We start from the raw sequence: 24,052 nt of genomic DNA, 5'->3' as shown, positions 1-24,052 counted from the left end.
GCCCGGCGATTCAGTGGGTCAGTGAAGGCAGGGGCGCGAACGCCACGTCCGCGGCGCGCGCGGTGACCTCGGCCTCGTTGCTGATGGCCCAGGCGGCCACCCGCGACGCCGCGGCCGCCGGGATCTCCTCGCTGATTCCGGGGGCCGCGGGAATGTTGTGCGTCGCGTGGGCGTCGTACGGGAGGACAACTCGATAACCACGTGCCAGGGCCCCGCGAGCCGTGGCCTGGACGCACATCTCGGACATCAGGCCGCAGACGACGAGTCCCCGCACTCCGCGGTCGGCCAGCAGGCCGCCCAGCGAGGTCCCCTCGAAGCCGTCGTCCCTGGACTTGCGGACGACGAACTCACCGGTGCCGGCCTCGACGGGGAGGTGGAGCTCCCAGCCGGGCGTGTGGGGCTCGTCGCCCGCTCCGGCGGACCCGTCGTTCTGAATGTGGACGACGAGCGCCCCGCCCGCACGGGCCCGTGCGATCAGGTCGGTCGTCCGGTCAAGGAGCAGGGCCGCTCCGGGGACCGCACCCGCCCCCGTGACGGAGGTGGACTGCACGTCCACCACGAGAAGGGCCTGGAGGGGAGAGCCGGAAAGCGTCATGGCGCCATCATCGCGATCCGGCCCCGCGCCCTTCCACGCGATTTCCGGCCGTGGAGCTGCACAGACCGGCCCCGGATGGTGATCGCTGAGGGCGAACAGACCCTGGGGAACATTCGGCCGCTCAGGAGCATTGAGTCCACATAGCTCAACTTGACTGCCGAAGGGGAGATCATGGCTACGGAGTCCAAGGCGTTCACACCGATCGATCTGCCTGTGCTGCCGCTCGACGACGAGGTAGTGCTGCCCGGAATGGTGGTGCCGCTGGATCTGTCGGACACGGAGGTACGGGCTGCCGTGGAGGCCGCGCAGGCCGCCGCGCGTGCCGGTGGCGGCAAGCCCGAGGTGCTGCTCGTCCCGCGTATCGACGGGACCTACACGGGGACCGGCGTCCTCGGCACCGTCGAGCAGGTCGGCCGGCTCTCGGACGGAGACCCGGGTGCGCTCATCCGGGCCCGTGACCGGGTGCGGATCGGTGCCGGGACCAGTGGGCCCGGCGGAGCGCTGTGGGTGGAGGGGACCAAGGTCGACGTGCTCGTCCCGGACCCCCTGCCCGGCTCCGCCGTGGAACTGGTCACGGAGTACAAGGCACTCGCCACCAGCTGGCTGAAGAAGCGCGGCGCCTGGCAGGTCGTGGACCGGGTGCAGCAGATCGAGGACATTTCCGCGCTCGCCGACAATTCCGGTTACTCACCTTTCCTGACCACCGCCCAGAAGGTGCAACTCCTGGAGACCGCCGACGCGGTCGCCCGGCTGAAGCTCGCCATCCAGTGGCTCGGCGAACACCTCGCCGAGCAGGATGTGGCCGAGTCCATCGCCAAGGACGTCCAGGAAGGCGTCGACAAGCAGCAGCGCGAATTCCTGCTGCGGCGCCAGCTCGACGCCGTACGCAAGGAGCTCTCCGAGCTCAACGGCGACCCGGAGGACGAGTCCGACGACTACCGGACCCGCGTCGAAGCCGCCGACCTTCCCCAGCACGTCCGCGAGGCCGCGCTCAAGGAGGTCGACAAGCTGGAGCGCTCCTCCGACCAGAGCCCCGAGGGCTCCTGGATCAGGACCTGGCTCGACACCGTCCTCGAACTGCCGTGGACCGAGCGGACCGAGGACGCGTACGACATCCCCGGCGCCCAGCGCGTTCTCGACGCCGAGCACGCGGGCCTCGAGGACGTGAAGGAGCGGATCACCGAGTACCTGGCGGTGCGCAAGCGGCGCGCCGACCGGGGGCTGGGGGTCGTCGGCGGCCGCCGCGGCGGCGCCGTGCTCGCGCTGGTCGGTCCTCCTGGAGTGGGAAAAACCTCGCTCGGTGAATCCGTCGCGCACTCCATGGGCCGTAAGTTCGTCCGCGTCGCGCTCGGCGGTGTCCGGGACGAGGCGGAGATCAGGGGCCACCGGCGTACGTACGTGGGCGCCCTGCCCGGACGTATCGTCCGCGCCATCAAGGAGGCCGGTTCGATGAACCCGGTCATCCTGCTCGACGAGATCGACAAGGTCGGCTCGGACTTCCGGGGCGACCCGGCCGCCGCCCTCCTGGAGGTCCTCGACCCGGCGCAGAACCACACCTTCCGCGACCACTACCTGGAGGTCGAACTCGACCTCAGCGACGTCGTCTTCCTGGCGACGGCCAATGTGCTCGACGCCATCCCGGAGGCCCTGCTCGACCGCATGGAGCTGGTCAGGCTGGACGGCTACACCGAGGACGAGAAGGTCGTCATCGCCCGCGACCACCTGCTCCCCCGCCAGCTGGAGCGGGCAGGTCTGGAGAAGGAAGAGGTCACGCTCGACGAGTCCGCGCTGCGCAAGTTGGCCGGCGAGTACACCCGCGAAGCCGGCGTCCGCAACCTGGAGCGGGCCGTCGCCCGGCTGCTCCGCAAGGTCGCGGCCCAGCACGAACTGGGCGACCGTGAGCTGCCGTTCACCGTCACCGACGAGGATCTGCGGGGCCTGATCGGACGCCCGCACCACGTGCCCGAGTCCGCGCAGGACCCGGCCGAGCGCCGCACCGCGGTGCCGGGTGTGGCCACCGGACTCGCGGTGACCGGCGCGGGTGGCGACGTGCTGTTCGTCGAGGCCTCGCTGGCCGACCCGGAGACCGGGGCGTCCGGACTGACCCTGACGGGTCAGCTCGGTGACGTGATGAAGGAGTCCGCGCAGATCGCGCTGAGCTTCCTGCGGTCGCACGGTGCCGAGCTGGAGCTGCCGGTCGCGGACCTGAAGGACCGCGGGGTGCACATCCACTTCCCGGCGGGTGCGGTGCCCAAGGACGGTCCGAGCGCCGGAATCACGATGACGACGGCGCTGGCCTCGCTGCTGTCCGGCCGGCAGGTCCGTACGGATGTGGCGATGACCGGTGAGGTGTCGCTGACCGGACGGGTGCTGCCGATCGGCGGCCTGAAGCAGAAGCTGCTGGCCGCGCACCGCGCCGGGATCACCACCGTGGTGATCCCCAAGCGGAACGAGGCCGACCTGGACGACGTACCGGCCGAGGTGCTCGACGGTCTGGAGGTCCACCCGGTGACGGACGTCCGCCAGGTGCTGGAGATCGCCCTCGCCCCGGCCGCGGCCGGGCTCCGGGAGCAGAGGGCCCCGGCCGCGGCGTGAGTGTCATGCAGTGACGGGCGTGGCATGACGTGCACGGCCGGTACGGACGGCCCGTTCTCCCCGATGGGGAGGGCGGGCCGTTCCGCTCAGGACCTGTCCGGCGCCTACGGGCGGTAGATCGTGCCGGGCACCGGCTCCGCCGGGGCCATCAGCTGGGGGACCGTCACGAAGGTGTAGCCGCGCTTCTTCAGTGCGTCGATGATGCCCGGCACCGCGGGCACGGTGCCCTTGTAGATGTCGTGCAACAGGATGATGCCGTCTTTGCCCGCCTGGTCGAGTATCCGCTTCTTGATCAGCGCGGAGTCGTTCGTGGAGTAGTCCTTCGCGGTCGCGCTCCACAGGATCTGCGACAGCCCCAGCTCCTTGCAGATCTTGGAGACCGTGTCGTCGGTGCGGCCCTGCGGCGGACGCATCAGCCGCGGCTTCCTGCCGGTGATCGCCGCGATGGCGTCCTGCGTCTTCTCCAGCTCGGCCCGTATCTCGGCGGGCTTCCGGTCGGTCAGGATCTCGTGCGACCAGGTGTGGTTGGCCACCTCGTGTCCCTCGGCCTCGATGCGGCGCACGGTGTCCGGGTACTTGGTGACGTGCTTCTTGCCGAGCAGGAAGAAGGTGGCGGGCACCTTCTTCTCCTTGAGGGTGTCCAGGAGGCGCGGGGTGTCCTCGGCCGGACCCGCGTCGAAGGTCAGCGCTATGCACTTCGCCTTGCGGCAGTCCACCGGCCCGAATGACCCCTTGGCGTCGGATGCGGCGTCCTGACGCGCCGAACCGGGTGCGGTGGTGTCCATCGAACATCCGCTGAGCGCGAATGTGAGCGCGGTCACCAGCACGGCAGCCAACCCGGCACCGGACGACGTCATCTTTCTGGGCACAGCAGGTCACTCCTCAAGGCCGACCGCACACGGACTGTGCGGCACGCCGAGGACTATACATAGTGCGTATACACGCAGTGTATAGAGGGGTGAGGTGCGGGACGTAAGCAGTGAAAGCCCAGGTCGGGCGGGTGTCGGTCCGATACGGCGAAGGCCCCGGCGACACGTGCTCGTCGTCGGGGCCGCTGTGCGAAACGGTGGGTCGCTGTGCGAAACGGTGAGGCCGCTGTGGTGGAGTTCCGGGCCGGATCAGCCGTACGCGAGCGCCTGTACGCGGTCGAGGGCGCCGTTGAAGTGGTTGTGGTCGCCGACCGTCGGGCCGGACGACGTGTACTGCCACATCGTGTAGTAGCCCCAGCCGGCCGGGAGTTCACCGACGGTGGTGTTGTAGCGGGCCACCCAGAGCGGGTTGGTGGCGCCGAAGCCGGCGTTGTTGCCCGTGCAGGTCTGCCACCAGCTGGTCGCGGTGTAGATCACCGCGTCGCGTCCGGTGCGCGCCTTGTAGGTGTTCACGAAGTCGCGGATCCAGGAGACCATCCCGGCCTGGGTCTTGCCGAAGCACTGCGCACCGTACGGATTCCACTCGATGTCGAGCACGCCCGGCAGCGTCCTGCCGTCCCTCGACCAGCCGCCCCCGTTGTCCACGAAGTAGTTGGCCTGGGTCGCCCCGCTCGTCGTGTCCGGGGTCGCGAAGTGGTACGCCCCGCGGATCATGCCGACGTTGTAGGAGCCGTTGTACTGCTGCGCGAAGTAGGGGTTCTTGTAGTACGTCCCCTCGGTGGCCTTGGCGTAGGCCCACTTCACGCCGCTGTTCCAGAGAGTCGACCAGGCGACGTTGCCCTGGTGGCTGCTGACGTCCACGCCCTCGGTCTGGACGGCGCGGGTCTCGCGGGGGAGCCCGCCCTGACCGTCGTGGGCGATGACGCCCTGGCCCATCCTGGCCGTACCGCGGGCGGGGGTCTCGGCGGCGGTGGCCGCGCCGGGCAGGGTGAGGAGGAGGGAAAGGGCTGCGAGGAGGGCTCCTGCCGCGGCGAAGCGCGAGCGGCGGGACGTACCGGATCTGTGCACGGGCATGTGGGTGCCTCCGGGGCCTCGGTGGGGGGAACTGCTGACCCAGGGGTGCGTGCGGGACATCCCTGGAACGCTGCCATGGTGTGTGCATGCCACTAGTGACAGTTATGAAGCTACGCACGTAGACCCGCGCGGCGGAAGGGGGTCTGGGAGCTGCCGTTGGTCTACGCCTGCGAAATACTGACCGAGCTGCGGCGATGACCGGCGGCGAAAGAAACTTTCATCGGCAGGAAAGCGTATGAGGGGTGCTGACGTGCACGGGAGTGAACGCGGGAGTGAACCCGGCGCGGGCGGCGGGAGTGGTGTGGACCACGAGTTCCTGGCCCTGGAGCGGGAGTTGGCCGTCTTTCTGCGCCGGGCGCGGGCCAACTCCGGGGAGATGGCCCGCGAGGTGCACCCGGACCTGGAGTCCGCCGCCTACGGCCTCCTCGTACGGCTGGAGTCGGCGGGCCCGCAGCGGGCCACCGATCTCGCCGCCTATATCGGCGTCGGCAAGGCGACCATGAGCCGTCAGCTGCGCGCCCTGGAAACGCTCGGCCTGGTGGCCCGCGAGCCCGATCCGGCCGACGGCCGCGCCTGGCTCGTCCACCTCACCGACGAGGGTCTCGCCCGCTTCCGTAGCGTCCGCGATGCCCGTCGCGACCGCTACGTACGCAAGCTCGCCGACTGGGACCGCACCGAAGTCGCCGAACTGGCCCGGCTGCTCCACCAGTTGAACGCCCGGGCCGAGGGCTGAGTGCCGGCCCGGTCACTCTTCCGCCGGACACGCCCTAGAACTCGATGAAGGCCGCTGTCGCGTCGTCATGGGTCTTGCTCCGGCGCAGGTATCTGCGGTCCGTGTCCGCCCGCTCCAGCTCCCGCACCCGGTCGATGAGCCCCTGGGGCCCCGTCTTGCGCAGCAGCTCCAGGGTGGCCGTCCAGTCGCCCTCCCGGAACTTCTCCGTCCAGCGGCTCGCCCCGTCCGTCAGTGCGGCCAGGGACCGGACCTCCGTGCGCGGCACCCGGCCGGTCACCGCGCGGGACGCCACCTGGGGGTCGGCGGCGGCGGTGAAGAAGCCGCCCTCCTTGTTCCTGGCCCGGGCGTCGGCGATCGCCTCGGAGGCGAGGGAGCCGGGCGGCAGCCGGTCGAGCCGGTCGTCGAGGACCGCGCGCACCGCCCCGTCGGGCGACTCCAGGAGGAGTGCGGAGTCGGAGAGGACCAGGTATTCGATCTCGCGTTCGTCCCAGCGTGCGAGCACCACGGTCGCCTGCGGCGTCCTCACGTGAGAAAGGTCACAGGGGGAACGGTGCGTGTCGGCGGTGCGCCGGATGGACTCGGCGAGGATCTCCGTCAGCGTCAGATCTCGTCGCGAACAGGACAGTTCGGCCAGGGCGCCGCCCAGTCGGGCAGTGAACCAGGGCACCGAGTGCACACAACCGTCGTCACCCTGCGGTGGCGTCACGCCGTCGAGCAGGACCAGCGCCCCGCCCTGGCCGGACGCGGGGAGAGCGGCGGACACCCAGTCCTCGTTGGGGCGTTCCGGGCTGCCGGATTCGGTGGCGAGTTCCATGCGCATACAGCCAGTCTGCACGATGCCTTCACGGGCCCTGCACGAGCGGGCCGTTGGCCCGTACCAGCAGGTCAGCCGGGCCAATGCGAGCGGAAGGAATCGCTCCGTGGCGGGTGCGGGTGGGCATCCTGCCAAAGCCTGGGCGGAACTTCCACCCGGTGAGCCGTGCATGCCCGACAGCGCCTCCGGGAAGACTTGTTCGCCAACTCCGGAGTGATGTTCACTCGTTCGAGTGGCGGAGCGGTTGAAGCGTGCGCCCCTCTCAAAAGCACTGGAATGGTCAGAAGCCGTACCAGGGGTGGGGGCGCCTTTCCACGTGACCGCACGTCACCTCTGCTTCATGGGTGGACGAGTCAAGATTGCGAGCACCGGTGCAGAAGAAGCGGCCTCGGAGCAAGGGCAGCACGCGCGACGGTTCCGGGGCGATCCCTCCGGTTCCGAGCGCCGACAAACGGACCGTGCGGGTACGCAGTCGGCTGGTCGCGGGTGTCGCCGTCGTCGGCATCACCGTCATCGCGGCGGGCGCCCCTGCCGCGCTCGGTGCCTCGTCCGACCTCAACGAATCCCAGCAGCTGGTCACCCTCGCCGAGCTGAACCAGCAGGCCATCACCCTCGCGCACTCGCTCGCCGATGAGCGCGACGAGGTCACCGCGTACATCGCGGCGGGCCGCAAGGAATCGATGGCCGAAGGCGCCGAAGGCTCGGCCGTCCCTTCCGCCCGCGTCGACCAGCAGGTGGACGAGATCCGCGCCGAAGCCCCCGCGGGCCTGCGCCGGGACCTCTCCACGATCCCCTCGCTGCGCCGCGACTCCCTCTCAGGCAAGGGCTCGGCCATGGAGGCCCACCGGGCGTACTCCGAGGTCATCGCCAAGCTCCACGGCCTCGCCGAGGAACTGGTGGGCAAGACCCCGCCGCGCGCCGCGGGCTCCACCCGCGCGCCGCTCGCACTCGGTGGCGCCGTCGAGCAGGCGTCCGCCACCCGGGGCCTGCTCCTCGCCGCTCTCGCCGTACCGCGCAGTGAGCCCGTCACGCAGACCGACCCGTTCACCGGGCTTCCGGTGGAGATCCAGGGCGAGGGCTCCGCCGAGGACAACCGCAACCGCAACGAACTGAGCGCCGCCGCCCAGCAGGCACGGGTCCACGAACTCGCCTCGCTAGCCGACTTCGACCAGGCAGCGAACCCGATCGCCCGCGACAAGCTCTCCTCGACCGTCACGGGCCCCGAGGTCAACAGCGCGGAGAAGTACCTCTCCAGGCTGACGGACCGGCCCGAGCTGTCCGACACCGACCAGAAGGCCGACCGCGAGAAGGTCGCAGCCGCCCTCTCCGCCCGCATCGACCGGATGCGCGGCGTCGAATCGGCGCTCGGCACCGCCCAGGTCCAGCGTCTGGAGCAGCTTCGCGACGACGACGTCACCGCACTCGAACTGCGGCTCGCGCTGCTCGGCGGCTGCTTCCTGATCGTCGTGGGCGTCTCCACCGCCGTCGCCCGCACCCTCACCCAGCCGCTCGCCGTCCTGCGGATCGGCGCCGCCAGGCTCGCGGGCGAGCCCGAGACCGCGGAAGCGATCCGCTACACCGGCCGTAACGACGAATTCGCCCAGGTCGTCCGGTCCATCAACGCGCTGCACGGCAAGCTGTACGGGCTGCACCACACGTTCAGCGGGCAGCTGGAGACCCTCCGGAGCGAGCGCGGCGAACTGGTCGCGGGCCGCGAGGCGCTCACCGTCCAGCGGGCCGAACTCCAGGTCCACGCGGCCGATCTCGCCGCCCAGCTGGAGCGGCTGAAGAACACGGTCCACCACACCTTCGTCAACCTCTCGCTGCGCACCCTCGGCCTCGTCGAGCGCCAGCTCGGCGTCATCGAGAGCCTGGAGGAGCGCGAACAGGACCCGGAGCGTCTCGGCACGCTCTTCAAGCTCGACCACATGGCCACCGTCATGCGCCGCCACAGCGAGAACATGCTGGTCCTCGCGGGCGCCGAGCACGGTCACGGCCACGTGGGGCCGATCCCGCTGGTCGACGTCCTGCGTGCGGCCGTCAGCGAGATCGAGCGGTACGAGCGGGTGACGATCCAGTCCCTGCCGCCGCACGCCCAGATCGCCGGATTCGCCGCCGACGACCTCAGCCACCTGGTCGCCGAACTCCTGGAGAACGCGACCTCCTTCTCGCCCCCCGACTCCCATGTCGAGCTCTCCGGCTGGCTGCTGGAGACCGGCGAGGTGATGCTCTCCGTGCAGGACGAGGGCATCGGCATGTCGGCCGTCCGGATGGGCGAGCTCAACGCCAGGCTGGCCGACCCGGCTTCGTTCGAGGCGGGCGAGCAGAGCGCCGACGGTGCCGGGCTCGGCCTTCAGGTGACCTCGCTGCTGGCCGCGCGCCACGGCGTACGGGTGCAGCTGCGCGAGCAGAAGGGCAGCGGGGTGACGGCGGTCGTCGTTCTGCCGCAGGCCCTGCTGCCGAAGGCGCCGCCCGCCGCCTCTCCGCCGCCGGTCCACAAGGCGGGGGACGCGCCCACGCTGAACCTGCCGGGCTCGGTGGCCGAGGCCAACTCCAACGCCCTGCCGCGCCGTGCGGGCGAGCTGCCCGGCGATCCGCAGACCGGGGCGGCCGAGGCGGCCGAGCTGCCCGGCGATCCGCAGACCGGGGCGGCCGAGGTGCCGGGCGATCCGCTGATCGCGGCGGCCGAGCAGACGATCCGGGAAGTCGGCGCCACACCCGCCGATACGGCTCCCGCCCCCGCCCCGGCCACGGAACCGGCGATGCCCGAGCCCCGGCCGGTCGCCGTCGAGTCCGAGGCCGAGACCACGATGCAGGTCAGGCTCCCGGCGTCGCCGGGGACCTCCGACCCGTACGCCATCGGCCCCGACCGGCACGAGCGCGCCGCCGACAACGACTCCGCGCCCACCCCGGAACCCCACGCCGCACCCGGACAGGCCGCCGCCCCCGCCCCCGCGCTCGCCCCCGCCGCCGAGACCGTTCCCGGGCCCCGGCGGCCGCAGAGCGAGGTCCGCAGCGAGGACGAGGGCGTCGTCACGGACAAGGGGCTGCCCAAGCGCACCCCCAAGGTCGTCAAGCCCGCGGGCGCCCCCGCAGTCGAGCGCAAGGGCAGCCTGGACAAGGACGCCCTGCGCCGCCGGCTCGGCGGCTTCCACCAGGGTGCGAAGGACGGCCGTCGGGACGTCGAGGCGGAGATCGCCGAGGACACCCTGGGAGGCGGCATCGCCGTGGCTGCCGCGCACACCGACCACACCGAGCTGACCGAGCTGACCGACCGTACCGACGGTCGAACCGATGAGACGGGGGACACAGTCGAGGAGGCACGCAGTTGACTGCGCCCAGCACATTCGGGCTGAGCACCGAGGCCCGGAATCTTCACTGGTTGCTGAGCAATCTGGTGGAGGAGGTGCCAGGGGTCCACTCGGTCACCGTCGTCTCGTCCGACGGACTCATGCTGCTCTCCTCGGACCCCGGCCACCTGAACGCCCCCTTGGCCGACAGGCGCACCGGTCCACGGGGCTCCAGCGCCGACCTGGCCACCATCGTCTCCGGCATCGGTTCCCTCACCGCGGGAGCCGCCAAGCTGATGGACGGCGGCGGCGTCAAGCAGACGATGGTCGCCATGGACGAGGGCAGCGTCTTCGTCATGTCCATCAGCGACGGCTCGCTGCTCGGCGTGCACGCCACCCCCGACTGCGACATGAGCGTCGTCGCCTACCACATGGCGCTCTTCGTCGGCCGCGCCGGACACGTACTCACCCCCGAACTCCGCAGTGAACTGCGCAAATCGATGGAGAGCGCCCAGTGACGCCCGCTGCTGAACCCGCCCGAAGGCTCCCCGTCCGCGGCGCCGACAAACGGCCCGCCCGGGTCCGCCCGTACTCCCTCACCGGCGGGCGCACCCGCTTCGGCCACGTCCTCCTCGTCGAGACGTTCGTCGCCGCCCTCGAAGCACCCGAGGAGCGCCGCGAGCTCACCAACGGCAACCTCGCCTCGCGCGTCATGCCGGAGCTCCGGGCCATCGTCGAACTCTGCCGCCGTATGCGTACGGTCGCGGAGATCTCGGCCCTGCTGAAGATGCCGCTCGGCGTGGTCCGCGTGCTGCTCAGCGACTTGGCCGACCAGGGAAAGATCCGCGTGTACGGAACCGGTCACGGCACCGGCCAGCCCGACCGCGCACTGCTCGAAAGGGTGCTCAATGGACTCCGCCGTCTCTGAGCCGACGCTGTTCGCCCCGCGCCAGCCGGGGCCCAAGGAACAGGCCGAGGAGTCGTTGCAGGCCTGGCAGCTGGACCACACCCGTGCCCCCATCGCGACGAAGATCGTGGTCGCGGGCGGCTTCGGCGTCGGCAAGACGACCTTCGTGGGCTCGGTCTCCGAGATCACCCCGCTGAAGACCGAAGCGCTGATGACCCAGGCCAGCGAGGAGACCGACGACCTCACCGCCACGCCCGACAAGGTCACCACGACCGTGGCGATGGACTTCGGCCGCCTCACACTCGACGACGACCTCGTCCTGTACGTGTTCGGCACACCCGGTCAGCAGCGCTTCTGGTTCATGTGGGACGACCTGGTGCGCGGGGCGATCGGTGCGGTCGTGCTCGCCGACACCCGGCGCCTCGCCGACTGTTTCCCCGCACTCGACTACTTCGAGAGCTGCGGGCTTCCCTACATCGTCGCGGTCAACCACTTCGAGGGAACGCCCGGTTACGAGCCGGAGGACGTCAGGGAGGCCCTGACCGTGCCCCCGCACGTGCCTGTTGTGATCATGGATGCGCGTAACAGGATCACTGTCGTCGAGTCGCTGCTGGCCCTGGTCGGTCACGCCCTTGACGCCACCCCGGCGTAGGGCCTGTCCTGCGGATCACGGCCGGGGCCACGCCGCGTCCTATCCGACCCTGATCCGCAGGGCAGGCCCTAACAGCTGCCACGCGTACGAACACGTAACGGAGAACCGCGATGCGGAAGATACTCATTGTCGGAGCCGGCCAGTCCGGACTCCAGCTCGCTCTCGGACTGCAGTCGAGCGGGTACGAAGTCACCCTGATGTCCAACCGCACGGCCGACGAGATCCGGACCGGCCGGGTCATGTCGACGCAGTGCATGTTCCACACCGCGCTCCAGCACGAGCGCGACCTCAAGCTCAACTTCTGGGAGACGCAGGCCCCGCGCATCGAGGGCCTCGGCGTGTCCGTCGCTGCGCCGGACTCCTCGCGTGCCATCGACTGGGTCGGCAAGCTGGACGGCTTCGCGCAGTCCGTCGACCAGCGCGTGAAGATGGCCGGCTGGATGGAGACCTTCGCCCAGCGCGGCGGTCAGCTCGTGATCCACGGTGCGGCCGTCTCGGACCTGGACTACTTCTCCCGCACCTATGACCTCGTGATGGTCTCGGCCGGCAAGGGCGAGCTGGTCTCCATGTTCGGCCGGGACGCCGCGCGTTCGCCGTTCGACGCCCCGCAGCGAGCCCTGGCCGTGGCCTATGTGCACGGCATGGGCCCGCGCCCCGAGCACCCGGACTACGACGCGGTCCGCTGCAATCTGGTCCCGGGCGTCGGCGAGCTGTTCGTCATGCCGACCCTGACCACATCCGGCCGTGCGGACATCCTGTTCTGGGAAGGCATTCCGGGCGGACCGCTCGATGCCTTCCAGGGCATCAAGGACCCGTCCGAGCACCTCGCCATGACGCTGGAGCTGATGGAGAAGTTCACTCCGTGGGAGTACGCCCGCGCCACCAAGGTCGAACTGACCGACGCCAACGGCACGCTGGCGGGCCGCTATGCCCCGACCGTCCGCAAGCCGATCGGCCGACTGCCCGGCGGTGGCCTGGTCCTCGGTGTCGCGGACGTGGTCGTGGCCAACGACCCGATCACCGGCCAGGGCTCCAACTCGGCTTCCAAGTGCGCGAACGCCTACCTGGAATCGATCATCGAGCACGGCGACCGGGAGTTCGACGCGGACTGGATGCAGTCCACGTTCGACCGTTACTGGGACACCGCGCAGCACGTCGTGAAGTGGACCAACGCGATGCTCGGCGTTCCGCCGGAGCACGTGCTGAACCTGATCGGTGCCGCCGGTCAGCTCCAGCCGGTTGCCGATCGCTTCGCCAACGGCTTCAACGACCCGGCGGACTTCGACAACTTCTTCTTCGAGCCCGACCGGACGAACGCGTACCTCGCCGAGGTCACGGGCTCCGTAGCCGGCTGACCCGAAACCGGGCTGTCACGTCGTTCAGGTCGACGTGACAGCCCGGTGGTTCTTTCGCGTCCCCTACTCGACCGGGGCGGTGTCGGAGCTGTACCCCGTGTCGTTGCCCGCAATGGCGTCCTCCGGGAGCACCGGAGGCGTGTACGTGCTCAGCGGCTCGGCGCCCGGGTCCGGGCGTACCGCGCCCAGCAGCGGGTTCGAGGCGACCGGCGAGACCTTCACCGTGGCCCCCGGCCGCGGCGCCTGCACCACCATGCCCTTGCCGATGTAGAGCGCCACATGGGTCGCCTTCGGGAAGTAGATCACCAGGTCGCCGGGGCGTAGCGACGCGATCGGCACCTTGGGCAGCTGCCGCCACTGCTCCTGCGAGGTTCGCGGAATCGGCCGCCCGGCCGTCGACCAGGCCTGCGAGGTGAGCCCGGAGCAGTCGAACGACGCCGGTCCCTCGGCGCCCCATACATACGGTTTGCCGATCTGCCGGACCGCGTACCGCACGGCGTCGCCGCCCTGCTGGGACGGCGGCCGGGTCGAACTGAGGGCCCCGGAGGCGACCAGTTCGCGCTGGGCCGTGTCCGTGCCCTCCTTCTCCAGCCGGGAGACGGCGGCGAGCTGTTCGGCGGTGAGCGAGGCCAGCATGGCCTCGATGTCCTTCAGCCGGGAGCGTACGACGTCGCGCTGCTTCTTCTGCCTGGCGGTGGTCGTCTGCTGCTTGTCGAGCGCCTTGCGGGACGCGGTTGCCAGGAGATCGGCGTTCTTCTCGGCCCCGGCGAGCCGGTCCACCGTCGCCGCCCGGCCCGCGGCCACGCGCTGGATGATGTGGCTCTGGTCCAGGGCGGTGGCCGGGTCACGGGCCAGCAGCAGTTGCATGTACGCGGAGAAGTCGGACCGGCCCTGGTACTGCTCGCGGGCCAGCCGGCCCGCGTCACGGCGGCCCTGGTCGAGCGCGATCCGTGCCCGGGCCAGATCGTTCGCCAGCTTCTTCGCCTCGGCGGTCCGCTTCTTCAGCTCCACCGCGGTGCCGTTGTACGTCTCGCCGGCCTCCTCGGCCTGGCGGTAGAGCGTCTGAAGCTGCTTCAGCAGCCCGGCGACGCTCTCGGGCTCGGTGTCGTCGGCCGCGAACGCGTCGTCCGCGTCCACCGTCGAGTCGTCTTCGTTCACCGACGGAGCCGGGCTCGGGTCGATGGGCTCGGCGGTGGCGGGTGCGGCCGAGACGACCGCCGCGATCACCGCTGTGCAGAGCGCACGCAGGACTCTGCCGGGCACGACATCACCTCCGATGACGGAGCGGGGACCCGTAATGGGATTACCCCACAAATGACCGAATCCTCTCCATCCGGTCATGTGGTGTCAGGTGATGCAAGCACCGCGCGGCGTGGCGGCCGGTCAGGTCACCGGGAAGGCGTAAAACACCCTGCCCCGCTGCACGACGGCGGTCCCGCCGGACGTACGGACCCGGTACGGAGCGAGGACCATCGCCCCCTTCGGGTCCTTCTCCGGGTCCTGCACCCCGATGTCCTGGAACTTCCACAGCCGCCGACCGTCGGCGGCCGCGAACGCGGTGACCTGGGTGACATCCGCCGCGAGCAGCGTCTTTCCGCTGCCGCTGAGGGCGAGCGAGGGCGCGTTGCCGCCGAGGGGCACCTCGGTCGAGCGCCGCCAGCGCAGCCGGCCGGTCTCCCGCTCGACGACACCGACCTCCTGATTCCGGTTGGTGATGTGGAGCAGTTCCCCGGCCGGCACGGGGGTCCCGAAGACGGACGCCTCGGTGCCGTTCACCCGCCACAGCGGCTTGCCCGTGGCCGTCTCGAACGCCTGGAGATCGTCGCCGACGGCCCCGTACAGCTGCCCCTCCTCGTCGCCCGACGCGGCCCCGTCCGGCGTGACCGTGCCGAACCGCCGGGTCCACAGCAGCTTTCCGGTCTTCCGGTCGAAGCAGCGGAACGAGCCCTTGCCCTTCGCGGCCTTGACCTCGGCGGGGGTGAGCGTCGCGGCGGTCTGGCGTACGACGAGGTCGGCGGTCCGGACGGCGGTGAGCCGGTAGTCCGGTGTGCCGGGGGAGCGCCCGGCGGGCACGGCGACGCGCCAGAGTTCCTTGCGCTGCACGATGTCGTACGCGAAGAGGTGGGCCCGGACGACCTGGGTGTCCTTGCCGGGCTTCTTGCCCTTCTTCGGCTTCTTGGCCTTCACGGTGACCGTGTGGGAGCCGGTGAACCAGACGACGGAGCCGGACCGGCCGGTGAGCGGGGCGGCCTTGAGGCCCGGTGCGTCGGTGAAGCCGGTCGCGTACGCCACCCGGTGGACGATCTTGCCGTCCTTGGGGGAGAGCCAGAGGAATTCGGCCGGGCCTGCAATGAAGCAGAGGTTCTCGCCCGCGGCCAGCACCTCCTGCCCGCCGGCGGCGTCCGCCTGCTGCCAGGCCTTGCGTCCGGTACGCAGGCTGACGCCCGTCGCCCCGTTCTCGCCGCTCAGCACCAGCAGCTTGTCCCGCCAGATCGCGGAGGTCAGGGGCGCGGGCTCGGACGCCGGGAGCGTGTACATCCACCGCGGCTCGGGCGGCAGTCCCGGGACGGCGCGACGGGGCTTCGGCGCGGGCTTGTCGTCGGCCGGGGGTGCGGAGTCGTCGGAACCGAAAGCGAGCACGGCGCCCGCCCCCACGAAGAGTCCGGCGGCCCCGGCGGCGAAGACGGTGAGCAGTGCCCGGCGGTCGCGCGCGGCACCGAACGGCCCGGACGGCCCGGGGGAGTTGGCAGGGGCAGGGGAGATGGCCGGTGCGGGGGTCTGGGCGGGCAGGGGGAGCGGTGCCTGCGGGGCAGGGGTGAAGGGTGCCGTGCTCTGCGGTGCGGCGGCCTGCGCGTAGGGGTACGGGGCCGGGGCGGGCGGGAGCGCGGTCTGCTCGCGGGGGATGGCCAGTTGTGTGGTCGGCCGGTCGATGTGCGGCGGCCTGTTCCCGATGGCCTTGAACCGGGTGGTCCTGCTGTCCTCGACGGCATCCGTGCTCTCACCGGACTGCTCCGGCGCGACGGGGGAAGTGACTGGTGAGGGCGCCGCGTTCTGCACCACCGCGTCCTGTGGTTCATCGGACGGCGGCTCATCGAAAGTCGGTTCATCGGACGGCGGTTTCAGCCCACGCGCCCAGCTCTCCTGCTCGGCCACCGCAGCCGACAGCGGTTCGGACAGCCAGTCGCCCTTGGCCAGGGCCGACGCGCCCTCCAGCGCCAGGTCGGCGGCCACCGAGCCCGCCGACGGGCGCTCGGACGGGTTCTTCGCCAGGCAACGGGCGATCAGCTCACGCAACGCGTCCGGTACGGAGTCCAGTTCGGCATTGCCGTGCGCGATCCGCTCGGCGGCCTCATCGGCCGGGCCGTCCGCGAGCGGGGTCGTGCCGGTCGCCGCGTACGCGAGCAGCAGCCCCAGGACGAAGAGGTCGGACGCCGGGCCCGCCTCCTCGCCCCCGACCTGTTCCGGGGTGAGATAGCCGAGCCGTACGGAGAGCTGACCGCCCGGCCGCGCCTCGGCGGCCGCCGCAGCGCCCAGCGGTCCGAACGCGGTGAGCCGGGGGCCGTCCTCGGCCAGCAGAACCGTCCCGGGAGCCAGCCCCTGGAGGACGGCCCCGGTGGCGTGCACCCGGGACAGGGTTTCGGCGACGCCCGCACCCAGTATCCGCACGGCACGCTCGGGGAGCGGCCCGGTGAGGTCGATGGCCTGAGCGAGCGTCAGCGCGGGTACGTACGGCCACGCCGTCCACAGCTCACCGGAGTCCGGGGCGGCGAGCGGAGCCTGCACCCATCCGCCGGCCAGCCGCTCCGCCGTGCGCGCCTCCGCCTGGAAGCGCCGCCGGAAGGCGGGCACCGCCGCGAGTGCGGGCCGCGCCGCGCTGACGACGGCGAGTTCGGTGGTGTCGGTGTCCCTGACCACGTACTGCACGGCGCTCGCTGTCTCACGGAAGCGCGCCAGCACGGTGTACGGGCCGAAGTGACGTGGATCGTCCTGACGCAGCGCCTCCATGGCGCACCCCCCTTGTTCCCGTGCCTCGGCACCAGATCGTCGATCTTAGAGGGTCCGGCCTCCGTTGCCCGGCCCGGACACCCGTCCCGCGCCGGCCGGCGCGAGGAGTCAGTGCCCGCTGCCGGGCTTGGTCCAGGGCCACTTGAGGGTCCGTCGCTCGCGGCCCCCGGGGGCGTACTCGTACACCCAGCCGCGCGGCAGCCCCAGCCGCTTGGTGTGTCCGGCCGCGATCCGCTGGTACGCGTACACGGTGTGGGGCCCGCCCTCGGCGTCCGGTACCGGGACCTCGTACCACTTGGGGGGATGGCCGGTCGCGCCGACGAGGACGGGCAGGACCCGGCCGTCCAGGGGGCCGCCTCTGAAGAGGGTGTTCTCGCTTCTCACCGGGTCAGTCTGACGCAGCGGGCAGCAGGTGGGCCGCACCGGCCATCACCGGAATCACCAGATCCGCCAGTCGTCCGGCCGGACCTTGGGCCGTTTCCAGTGGCAGCAGGTCCGTCACCGCGGCGGCGGTCTCGGCGTCCGTCGCCGCGGTCGCCGCGAGCAGCGCGATGAGATGGTCCACGAGCCAGCCGCGCAGTCCGGCCGCCGGGGGCTGTTTCCCCTCGTCCAGCCAGATCAGGGACGCCGCCTCGACGGCGGCGATCCAGGTGCGCACCATCATCCGCAGCCTCGGCCCTGCCGGTTGCTGCCCCGTGCCGTTGCCCCTGCCGAGGTGCAGCAGGATCTGCTCGGCCGCCGCCCGGCGTACCCCGTCGACGATCGCGGTCGTACGGGAGGTGTCGGCGACGCTGCCGCCCTGGAGCAGCGCGCTGAACCCGGCGTCGTGTTCGTCGACGAAGGTGAGATACCGGTCCAGGACCCGCGACAGCCGTTCGGTGGGCGGTCCGACTGCGGGTTCCGTGAAGCACAGCGTCAGCTCGGCGGCGGCCGACCCGAGCGCCGCCTCGTACAGCTGCTGGCGGCCACCGGGGAAGTACCGGTAGACGAGCGGCCGTGAGACTCCGGCGACCGCCGCCACCTCGTCGAGCGAGACCTCGTCGGGGGCCCGGTGCGCGAAGAGGCCGAGGGCCGCGCCGATGATCTGGGCGCGGCGCACCTCGACCCCGAGCCTTCGGTACGCGGGTGTCGTCGGGGCTTCAGCAGCGGCGGTCATGCCAAGAAGCCTAGGGCCTCCCGTTTGGATCATGCCGGGCCCGCCCGCGGGGAGCGAGCATGGACCGACCGGCGATTGGGGGGCGGCGTCGCGGGGCTCCCACCCCCCCCAATCGCCGGTCGGTCTCAGGCCAGCAGACCCGAGCTCCTCCACAGCCTGCGCCCCACTCCGTTCAGCACACCGATGTCGTCGAGGAAGTCCGTCAGCCGCTTGGCGCCCGACTGCATGACCTCGGCGCGGTGGCCGCTCGCCTTCACCTGGGCGACGGCTTCCCGGCGGTCCAGGCCGACGCGCTCGTACACCTGCGGGTTGACGAAGCAGACGGAGAAGACGCGGGCCGCCTCCCCGCAGCTCACCCGGGTGAGCTCCCGCTCCCAGCGCGGTGCGGTGACCATCTGGCGGCGCAGCTCCTCGCGGGCGTACCGGACGTGCCGTGCCTCCTCCACCACATGGATGCGGGTCACTCCGCGCACCAGGGTCTGCACGCGCTCGTCCGGGAAGGTCAGCCGCTGCATCCAGTCGAGGATCTCCTCGCCGAGGAGGGTCGAGGCGAACGAGCCGGGGGTGGTGGAGACGGTCTTCATGATCCGCGCCAGGTTGTGATAGAGGCGCGGTACGGGGTAGTTGGGGGCGCCGCCCCAGGTGATCATGCGGCCGAACATCAGCGAGTGCCGGCACTCGTCCGCGATCTCGGTGAGGGCGTAGCGGACGTGGTTGCTGGTCGCCGGCTTGTCGTAGATGTGCCGGACGAGCAGCTGCATGAGGATGATCTCGAACCAGATGCCGAGCGAGGCGAGCGAGGCGGCCTCGTGCCGCGCCAGCTCCATCCGCTGTTCCTCCGACATCTTCCGCCAGAGCGGGGTGTCGTAGAGGGAGATCAGCTCGGGCGGCCAGAACCACTTGCCCTCCTCGATCGCCGAGTCCCAGTCGAGCTCGGTGTCCGGATCGAAGGAGTGCTTGGCCGAGGATTCGAGAAGACGCTCGGCGATCTGCTCGCGGTCCCGCAGGGGCCCGAGTGCGTCACGGAGCAACTGCACATCGCGTTCGGTCGCTGTCGACATGGCTGAGGGCACCTCACACATGGGTTACCGGCGGTCACTTCTTATGAGACTGCCTGTCAGTAAGCCCGTCAATCCCTTGCGCGCGACTTGTTGACCCGGCGTCTACCACCGTGTGAACCTGCCAACTGACGCCAGTGCCAAGGAACTCGGCGACGCGACCGTGCAAGGCGAAGGAGCCGTCCGTGTCGACACATGACCTCTACACCACTGCCCCCGACGAGCCGACCTGGCAGGTGCCGGCCTCCGGAGCCGCCCGTTTCAGCTGGGACTACGACGACGGCCGGGAACGTCTGCTCGCCCTCTACCAGAAGGGCAAGGACAAGCAGTGGGACGGCAACAAGCGCATCGACTGGAGCCTGGAGGTCGATCCCGCCGACCCGCTCGGCACTCCCGACGAGGCGCTCACGCTCTACGGCACCCCGCACTGGGCGAAGATGACCGAGCGCGACCGGGGCGAGCTGCGCAAGCACTACACCTCCTGGCAGTTCAGCCAGTTCCTGCACGGTGAGCAGGGCGCGATGGTCTGTGCGGCGCGCATCGTGGAATCGGTGCCCGACCTGGACGCGAAGTTCTACTCCGCGACCCAGACGATGGACGAGGCCCGGCACGCGGAGATCTACGGGCGGTTCCTGCACGAGAAGGTCGGGATGCTCTACCCGATCAACGACAACCTCCAGGGGCTGCTGGGCGACACCCTGCGCGACTCCCGCTGGGACATGCCCTACCTCGGCATGCAGGTCCTCATCGAAGGGCTGGCCCTGGCCGCCTTCGGCATGATCCGCGACACGACGACCAAGCCGCTGCCCAAGCAGATCCTCGCCTATGTCATGCAGGACGAGGCCCGGCACGTCGCCTTCGGGCGGATGGCGCTGCGCGACTACTACAAGCAGCTGAGCGACGCCGAACTGCGGGAGCGCGAGGAGTTCGTCATCGAGGGCTGCTACCTGATGCGCGACCGGCTCAGCGGAGTCGAGGTGCTGGAGAACTTCGGCATCGGCAAGCAGGAGGCCACGGAGCTCTCCGAGCACTCGGAGTATCTCCAGCTCTTCCGCAAGCTCCTCTTCAGCCGCATCGTCCCGTGCGTCAAGGACATCGGCCTGTGGGGCGAACGGCTCCAGAAGGCGTACGTCGACATGGGCGTGTTCGAACTCGGTGACTCCAGCCTGGACCTGCTGATGGCCCAGGACGAGGAGATAGCCGAGCAACTGGACCGCGACCGCTTCGGGGCGGAGGAACAGGAACGGGTGGCGGAGGTCGCGGACGCGATCGCGGAGGGAGGGGCGGGCTGAGCGCTCCCCAGGCCTGTCCGGCGGATCATGGCCGGGGGCCACGACGCCTGGCACTTCCCCGAGCTCTCAACTTCGTCCGAGCAGGGGAGATCCCACCTGAGGACGCTTCGGCGCCTTGCGATGCACCGCACCGGACGCCGCGTCCCATCCGACCCTGATCCGCCGGACAGGCCCTAATCGATGGACGCACCCGGCTGCCGGGCGGGAGGATGCCCCCATGACGCCTCCCTCCGCAGCCGATCCGGCGCCGGCCGCCGCCCGCCGCAGCCTCGAAGGGCTGGCGCTCGGTGACGCTTTCGGGGAGCGCTGGTTTCCGCTCTTCCGCGAGCCCCGGCAGGCGTACAACGAGGTCCGCGCCCGCCGCACACCGAGCGAGCCCGTGTGGAACTGGACCGACGACACCGCCCTCGCCCTGGCGCTGAACCGCGTCCTCGAGGAGTGCGGTCACGTCGACCAGGACCGTCTCGCCCTGTTCTTCGCCCTCGCCTTCGACGTCGACCAGGCACGCGGCTACGGCCACGGTATGCACCTGCTGCTGCCGCAGTTGCTGACCTCGCCGGCCGACTGGCGGACCCTGGCGCCCGAGCTGTTCGAGGGCGGCAGCCTCGGCAACGGTGCCGCCATGCGGGTCGCGCCGCTCGGTGCCCGCTTCCACGACGACCTCGGCCATGCCGCCGAACAGGCCGTGCTCTCCGCGGAGGTCACCCACGCACACCCGGAGGGGATCGCGGGCGCGGTGGCCGTCGCGGTCGCCGCGGCTCTCTCGGTACGCGGTGAACTCACCCTCGCCGGCGTCGCGGACCGTACACCCGAAGGGCTCGTACACGACGGACTGCGCCGCGCCGCGGACGTGCCGTTCGCCACCGAACCCTGGAAGGCCGCGGATCTGCTCGGCAACGGGCAGCGCATCCGCGCCGACGACACGGTCCCCTTCGCGCTGTGGACCGCCGCCCGCCACCGGGACGACCTGGAAGCGGCGCTCTGGGCGACGGCGGAGGGCTTCGGTGACGTCGACACGACGTGTGCCATCACCGGCGGGGTCGTGGCCGCGGCCACCGGGACCGGCGGGGTGCCCGACGAGTGGATGCGGCGCAGGGAGCCGCTCGGGCGTTCCGGTTATCTCTCGACCTGATACCGAAACGGGCCTTGTCGAAATTACGTTCGCACCTGTCACGTAACGTGAGCGCATGACCATGCCGCCTCAGCCGCCGCAGGGCCCGTACGGGCCGCCTCAGCCTCAGTCCCAGCCTCCGCAGAACCCGTACGGCCAGCAGCCCGCCGGCCCGCCCCAACAGCCCTACGGCTACCCGCAGCAGCCGCAGCCGCCTTACGGTCAGCAGGGTGCGTGGGGGCAGCCGGGGATACCCGGGCAGCCGGGCATGCAGCCGGGCATGCAGCCCGGGATGGGCGGGTGGCCGCCGCAGCCGCCGCCGCGCAAGAAGCGCACCGGGCTGATCGTCGGCATTGTGGTCGGTTCGCTGGTGGTCGCCGCGGGCATCGCCTTCGGCGTCGCCCAGCTCGTCGACGAGGGGGCGGACGCGGCGTTCCCCGAGGCCGAGTACAAGCTCGTGGTGGCCAAGAAGGTGCTGGACGAGGAGTTCACCCTCGCCCAGGACATGTCCGACACCGAGGGCAAGGAGATCGAGGACACCCCCGACGCCAGCATCCGGGACGGGAAGGCCGTCGTGGCGCAGTACACCGCGGGCACCAACGCCCTCGTGCTCTCCGGTATGCACGGGCGGCTCGCCACCCCCACCTTCATGCGCGGCAAGATCATGGAGGGGGCGGCGGAGGCGGAGGGCTCGAAGCTCGTCGTGCCCGCCAAGGAGTTCAAGCCCACGGGCTACGACATCACGATCGAGTGCCAGGTCGTGCAGTCGACGGAGGGCGGCATGACGAGCAACATCCCCATGTGCGCCTGGGGCGACCCCAACACGGCAGCCATGGTCGCCGTGGTCAGGCCGGAGGACGTGGTGAAGGACGCCAAGTCCATCGACCTGGCCAAGGTCGCCGAGGAGACGGCGAAGGTCCGATCCGAGATCCGCAAGCCGCTCGGCTGATCAGTTCGTCGCGGCTTCACCAGCAGCTTCGGTGGCGGCCGGTGCCGGGAAGCGCGTCCGCAGGGTGAACGCCCGCTCGGTGGGGCCGTGTTCGCGCAGGTGGAGCAGGCGCTTCTCGGCATCCCCCACCGAGGGGCGGTCGCCCGCCGGGACCCACCACAGGGCGGTCATCGACTCCTCCACCTTCGCGAACCACTCGCGGCGCCGGGCCATCAGCTCGCGGTGCCGTCCCGCGTACATGAACGTGGTCAGTGCGTCCGCGTCCCGCCACACGGACATGTTCACGATCAGCCAGGCGTCCCCGAAGACGGCCACGTCCGTGGCGTTGCCGGAGTCGGCCTGGAGGCGCCAGACGAAGCCGTCGGCCGCGTCCGCCACCGCGTTCACCGGGTCGAGGCCGTCCACGAAGTCCTTGAGCTCCGGGGAGTCCAGAGGGAACCTCAGCCGGGATATGTTCACCTGGGCCAGCTCGTAGCCGGGTTTTTCGGCGATATGTGCGTCCATGGAGTCCATGGCGGCACAGTAGGCAACGCGTCCTCGACGACGCGGGCCATTCCGAGCAGCGAGACATCCGCCCCACGCCCCGCCACGAGTTGCAGCCCGACCGGGCAGCCGTCCGAGGTGAACCCGGCGGGCACACTCGCCGCCGGATGCCCGCTCAGGTTGAACGCCCAGGTCGAGGCGGTCGAGTAGACCTCGCCGGGCCCCTCGTGCCCATGGGGCCGGTTGGGGGTGGCAGGGGTGAGCAGCAGCGGCGTACGGACGAAGAAGGCGTCGAGCCTGCGGTCGTTCTCCGCGCGGACCGCAGCGGCGGACGGGGACGGTGCGCCGCCGCGTATCTCCTGCCACGCCTGTCCCGGGTCGAGCAGCTCGCAGCCGCCGGAACCGAGCCGTACGACACCGGAGGCGGCCAGCCGCTCCACCGCGCCCCGGACCACCGCCGCCACCTCCGGGTCCACCTGCGCGTACCCGAGATCCTCGCTGTAGAGGGCAGGCACGGGCAGTTGCGCCATCCGTGGCTCGTACCCGTCCAGGACATGGCGCAGATACGTCTCCGCCCGCGCCGCCGAGCGGGCGAGCACCCCGGCCGCCGCGAGCCCGGAGCGGTCCGGGGAAGGGAGCAGTCCGTTCGTCGTCTTCAGCCCGAACACCCCGCACCAGGCCGCCGGGATGCGGACGGAGCCCGCCCCGTCGCTGCCGGTCGCCAGCTCCACCAGGCCCGCCGCGACGGCGACGGCCGAGCCCGCCGAGGAACCCCCGGGGGTCCGGTCCGCGCGCCAGGGGTTCACCGTACGGCCGTGCGCGCCCTGTCCCCAGGTCTGCCAGGCCGTACCGGGGCCCGGCACGGACGTCGCGCCGACCGGGACACCACCCGCCGCGATCAGCCGACGGGCCACGTACGACCGGATACCGGACCGCCCCTTCACCGCGAACGGCAGCCCGGCCAGCGGCAGGGTACGGGCAGCCGGCTCGCGGGCGAGCGCCTCCTCGGGCCAGACCTCGATGAACGCGCTCAGCCCGGGATCGAGCCGGGCGATCCGGTCCAGCGACCGTGCCACCGCCGATGCGTGCGTCATGCCGCCAGTGTTCCGTCCGC

General features: G+C 71.0%; 21 protein-coding genes. 10 read left to right on the top strand and 11 right to left on the bottom strand.

What is annotated here, in order from left to right:
• Nucleotides 1-10 precede the first annotated feature (10 nt).
• A complete protein-coding gene (locus ACFT7S_RS05710; RefSeq protein WP_382727415.1) occupies nt 11-595 on the bottom strand; it encodes an isochorismatase family protein in 585 nt (194 codons plus the stop codon).
• A 171-nt stretch (nt 596-766) separates the two neighbouring features.
• Between ACFT7S_RS05710 and lon the strand changes: the two genes are divergently transcribed.
• Nucleotides 767-3,190: an endopeptidase La gene (gene lon / locus ACFT7S_RS05705; RefSeq protein WP_382727412.1), complete on the top strand. Its 2,424-nt coding sequence runs from the start codon at nt 767-769 to the stop codon at nt 3,188-3,190.
• A gap of 104 nt (nt 3,191-3,294) precedes the next feature.
• Here lon and ACFT7S_RS05700 read toward each other — a convergent pair whose 3' ends face one another.
• Complete coding sequence (locus tag ACFT7S_RS05700) at nt 3,295-4,047, bottom strand: polysaccharide deacetylase family protein (protein ID WP_382727686.1); 753 nt, start codon at nt 4,045-4,047, stop codon at nt 3,295-3,297.
• 261 nt (nt 4,048-4,308) lie between these two features.
• Nucleotides 4,309-5,133, bottom strand: coding sequence for a lysozyme (locus ACFT7S_RS05695; RefSeq protein WP_382727409.1), 825 nt, complete (start codon nt 5,131-5,133; stop codon nt 4,309-4,311).
• Nucleotides 5,134-5,368: 235 nt separating this feature from the next.
• On the opposite strand from ACFT7S_RS05695, the gene ACFT7S_RS05690 reads away from it, so the two are divergent.
• A complete protein-coding gene (locus ACFT7S_RS05690; RefSeq protein ID WP_382727407.1) occupies nt 5,369-5,866 on the top strand; it encodes a MarR family winged helix-turn-helix transcriptional regulator in 498 nt (165 codons plus the stop codon).
• Between the two features lie 34 nt (nt 5,867-5,900).
• On the opposite strand, the gene ACFT7S_RS05685 is transcribed toward ACFT7S_RS05690, so the two are convergent.
• Entirely contained in the window at nt 5,901-6,686 is a 786-nt protein-coding gene (locus tag ACFT7S_RS05685) for a protein phosphatase 2C domain-containing protein (RefSeq protein WP_382727404.1), read from the bottom strand.
• A gap of 365 nt (nt 6,687-7,051) precedes the next feature.
• Here ACFT7S_RS05685 and ACFT7S_RS05680 point away from each other — a divergent pair, with 365 nt between their 5' ends.
• From ACFT7S_RS05680 to ACFT7S_RS05660, 5 genes are all read left to right on the top strand, one after another.
• The gene (locus tag ACFT7S_RS05680) at nt 7,052-10,012 is read left to right on the top strand and encodes a nitrate- and nitrite sensing domain-containing protein (RefSeq protein WP_382727401.1); all 2,961 of its coding nucleotides are present in this window, start codon (nt 7,052-7,054) and stop codon (nt 10,010-10,012) included.
• A complete protein-coding gene (locus ACFT7S_RS05675; protein WP_382727398.1) occupies nt 10,009-10,488 on the top strand; it encodes a roadblock/LC7 domain-containing protein in 480 nt (159 codons plus the stop codon). The genes ACFT7S_RS05680 and ACFT7S_RS05675 overlap by 4 nt, the downstream gene beginning before the upstream one ends.
• Nucleotides 10,485-10,898, top strand: coding sequence for a DUF742 domain-containing protein (locus ACFT7S_RS05670; protein ID WP_382727395.1), 414 nt, complete (start codon nt 10,485-10,487; stop codon nt 10,896-10,898). Before ACFT7S_RS05675 ends, ACFT7S_RS05670 begins: the two co-directional genes overlap by 4 nt.
• Entirely contained in the window at nt 10,879-11,529 is a 651-nt protein-coding gene (locus ACFT7S_RS05665) for an ATP/GTP-binding protein (RefSeq protein ID WP_382727392.1), read from the top strand. Before ACFT7S_RS05670 ends, ACFT7S_RS05665 begins: the two co-directional genes overlap by 20 nt.
• Nucleotides 11,530-11,639: 110 nt before the next feature.
• Entirely contained in the window at nt 11,640-12,884 is a 1,245-nt protein-coding gene (locus tag ACFT7S_RS05660) for a styrene monooxygenase/indole monooxygenase family protein (protein ID WP_382727390.1), read from the top strand.
• A 63-nt stretch (nt 12,885-12,947) separates the two neighbouring features.
• Here the strand turns inward: ACFT7S_RS05660 and ACFT7S_RS05655 are convergent, their stop codons facing one another.
• The 5 genes from ACFT7S_RS05655 to ACFT7S_RS05635 form a co-directional block, all read right to left on the bottom strand.
• Nucleotides 12,948-14,147 (bottom strand): NlpC/P60 family protein, encoded by a 1,200-nt coding sequence (locus ACFT7S_RS05655; RefSeq protein WP_382727388.1) that lies wholly within the window; start codon nt 14,145-14,147, stop codon nt 12,948-12,950.
• 120 nt (nt 14,148-14,267) lie between these two features.
• On the bottom strand, nt 14,268-16,889 hold the full coding sequence (locus tag ACFT7S_RS05650) for a PQQ-binding-like beta-propeller repeat protein (protein WP_382727385.1): 2,622 nt from the start codon (nt 16,887-16,889) through the stop codon (nt 14,268-14,270).
• A 108-nt stretch (nt 16,890-16,997) separates the two neighbouring features.
• The gene (locus ACFT7S_RS05645; protein WP_382727383.1) at nt 16,998-17,273 is read right to left on the bottom strand and encodes a hypothetical protein; all 276 of its coding nucleotides are present in this window, start codon (nt 17,271-17,273) and stop codon (nt 16,998-17,000) included.
• 4 nt (nt 17,274-17,277) lie between these two features.
• The gene (locus tag ACFT7S_RS05640) at nt 17,278-18,045 is read right to left on the bottom strand and encodes a TetR/AcrR family transcriptional regulator (protein ID WP_382727380.1); all 768 of its coding nucleotides are present in this window, start codon (nt 18,043-18,045) and stop codon (nt 17,278-17,280) included.
• Nucleotides 18,046-18,170: 125 nt separating this feature from the next.
• Complete coding sequence (locus ACFT7S_RS05635) at nt 18,171-19,106, bottom strand: diiron oxygenase (RefSeq protein ID WP_382727378.1); 936 nt, start codon at nt 19,104-19,106, stop codon at nt 18,171-18,173.
• A 182-nt stretch (nt 19,107-19,288) separates the two neighbouring features.
• Here ACFT7S_RS05635 and ACFT7S_RS05630 point away from each other — a divergent pair, with 182 nt between their 5' ends.
• The 3 genes from ACFT7S_RS05630 (at nt 19,289) to ACFT7S_RS05620 (ending at nt 22,455) form a co-directional block, all read left to right on the top strand.
• Nucleotides 19,289-20,395, top strand: a complete 1,107-nt coding sequence (locus tag ACFT7S_RS05630) for a ferritin-like domain-containing protein (protein WP_382727375.1) — start codon at nt 19,289-19,291, stop codon at nt 20,393-20,395.
• Nucleotides 20,396-20,612: 217 nt separating this feature from the next.
• The gene (locus ACFT7S_RS05625) at nt 20,613-21,527 is read left to right on the top strand and encodes an ADP-ribosylglycohydrolase family protein (RefSeq protein ID WP_382727373.1); all 915 of its coding nucleotides are present in this window, start codon (nt 20,613-20,615) and stop codon (nt 21,525-21,527) included.
• A gap of 55 nt (nt 21,528-21,582) precedes the next feature.
• The gene (locus tag ACFT7S_RS05620) at nt 21,583-22,455 is read left to right on the top strand and encodes a hypothetical protein (protein ID WP_382727370.1); all 873 of its coding nucleotides are present in this window, start codon (nt 21,583-21,585) and stop codon (nt 22,453-22,455) included.
• On the opposite strand, the gene ACFT7S_RS05615 is transcribed toward ACFT7S_RS05620, so the two are convergent.
• Nucleotides 22,456-22,968: a DUF3291 domain-containing protein gene (locus ACFT7S_RS05615; protein WP_382727367.1), complete on the bottom strand. Its 513-nt coding sequence runs from the start codon at nt 22,966-22,968 to the stop codon at nt 22,456-22,458.
• Nucleotides 22,911-24,032 (bottom strand): amidase, encoded by a 1,122-nt coding sequence (locus ACFT7S_RS05610; protein WP_382727364.1) that lies wholly within the window; start codon nt 24,030-24,032, stop codon nt 22,911-22,913. The genes ACFT7S_RS05615 and ACFT7S_RS05610 overlap by 58 nt, the downstream gene beginning before the upstream one ends.
• Nucleotides 24,033-24,052 lie beyond the last annotated feature (20 nt).

The sequence above is a fragment of the Streptomyces sp. NPDC057136 genome (assembly GCF_042670885.1).
Classification (GTDB): domain Bacteria; phylum Actinomycetota; class Actinomycetes; order Streptomycetales; family Streptomycetaceae; genus Streptomyces.
The sequence above is the reverse complement of the archived record's forward strand: the minus strand, read 5'-3'. Positions and strand labels throughout refer to the sequence as shown.

Bases quoted from the DNA above. Each gene is read 5' to 3' on its own strand.
- ACFT7S_RS05700 (WP_382727686.1), bottom strand. From the start codon at position 4,047: ATGACGTCGTCCGGTGCCGGGTTGGCTGCCGTGCTGGTGACCGCGCTC.
- ACFT7S_RS05610 (WP_382727364.1), bottom strand. From the start codon at position 24,032: ATGACGCACGCATCGGCGGTGGCACGGTCGCTGGACCGGATCGCCCGG.
- ACFT7S_RS05665 (WP_382727392.1), top strand. From the start codon at position 10,879: ATGGACTCCGCCGTCTCTGAGCCGACGCTGTTCGCCCCGCGCCAGCCG.
- ACFT7S_RS05695 (WP_382727409.1), bottom strand. From the start codon at position 5,133: ATGCCCGTGCACAGATCCGGTACGTCCCGCCGCTCGCGCTTCGCCGCG.
- ACFT7S_RS05660 (WP_382727390.1), top strand. From the start codon at position 11,640: ATGCGGAAGATACTCATTGTCGGAGCCGGCCAGTCCGGACTCCAGCTC.
- ACFT7S_RS05710 (WP_382727415.1), bottom strand. From the start codon at position 595: ATGACGCTTTCCGGCTCTCCCCTCCAGGCCCTTCTCGTGGTGGACGTG.
- ACFT7S_RS05615 (WP_382727367.1), bottom strand. From the start codon at position 22,968: ATGGACTCCATGGACGCACATATCGCCGAAAAACCCGGCTACGAGCTG.
- ACFT7S_RS05635 (WP_382727378.1), bottom strand. From the start codon at position 19,106: ATGTCGACAGCGACCGAACGCGATGTGCAGTTGCTCCGTGACGCACTC.
- ACFT7S_RS05650 (WP_382727385.1), bottom strand. From the start codon at position 16,889: ATGGAGGCGCTGCGTCAGGACGATCCACGTCACTTCGGCCCGTACACC.
- ACFT7S_RS05640 (WP_382727380.1), bottom strand. From the start codon at position 18,045: ATGACCGCCGCTGCTGAAGCCCCGACGACACCCGCGTACCGAAGGCTC.
- ACFT7S_RS05625 (WP_382727373.1), top strand. From the start codon at position 20,613: ATGACGCCTCCCTCCGCAGCCGATCCGGCGCCGGCCGCCGCCCGCCGC.
- lon (WP_382727412.1), top strand. From the start codon at position 767: ATGGCTACGGAGTCCAAGGCGTTCACACCGATCGATCTGCCTGTGCTG.
- ACFT7S_RS05690 (WP_382727407.1), top strand. From the start codon at position 5,369: ATGAGGGGTGCTGACGTGCACGGGAGTGAACGCGGGAGTGAACCCGGC.
- ACFT7S_RS05685 (WP_382727404.1), bottom strand. From the start codon at position 6,686: ATGCGCATGGAACTCGCCACCGAATCCGGCAGCCCGGAACGCCCCAAC.
- ACFT7S_RS05620 (WP_382727370.1), top strand. From the start codon at position 21,583: ATGACCATGCCGCCTCAGCCGCCGCAGGGCCCGTACGGGCCGCCTCAG.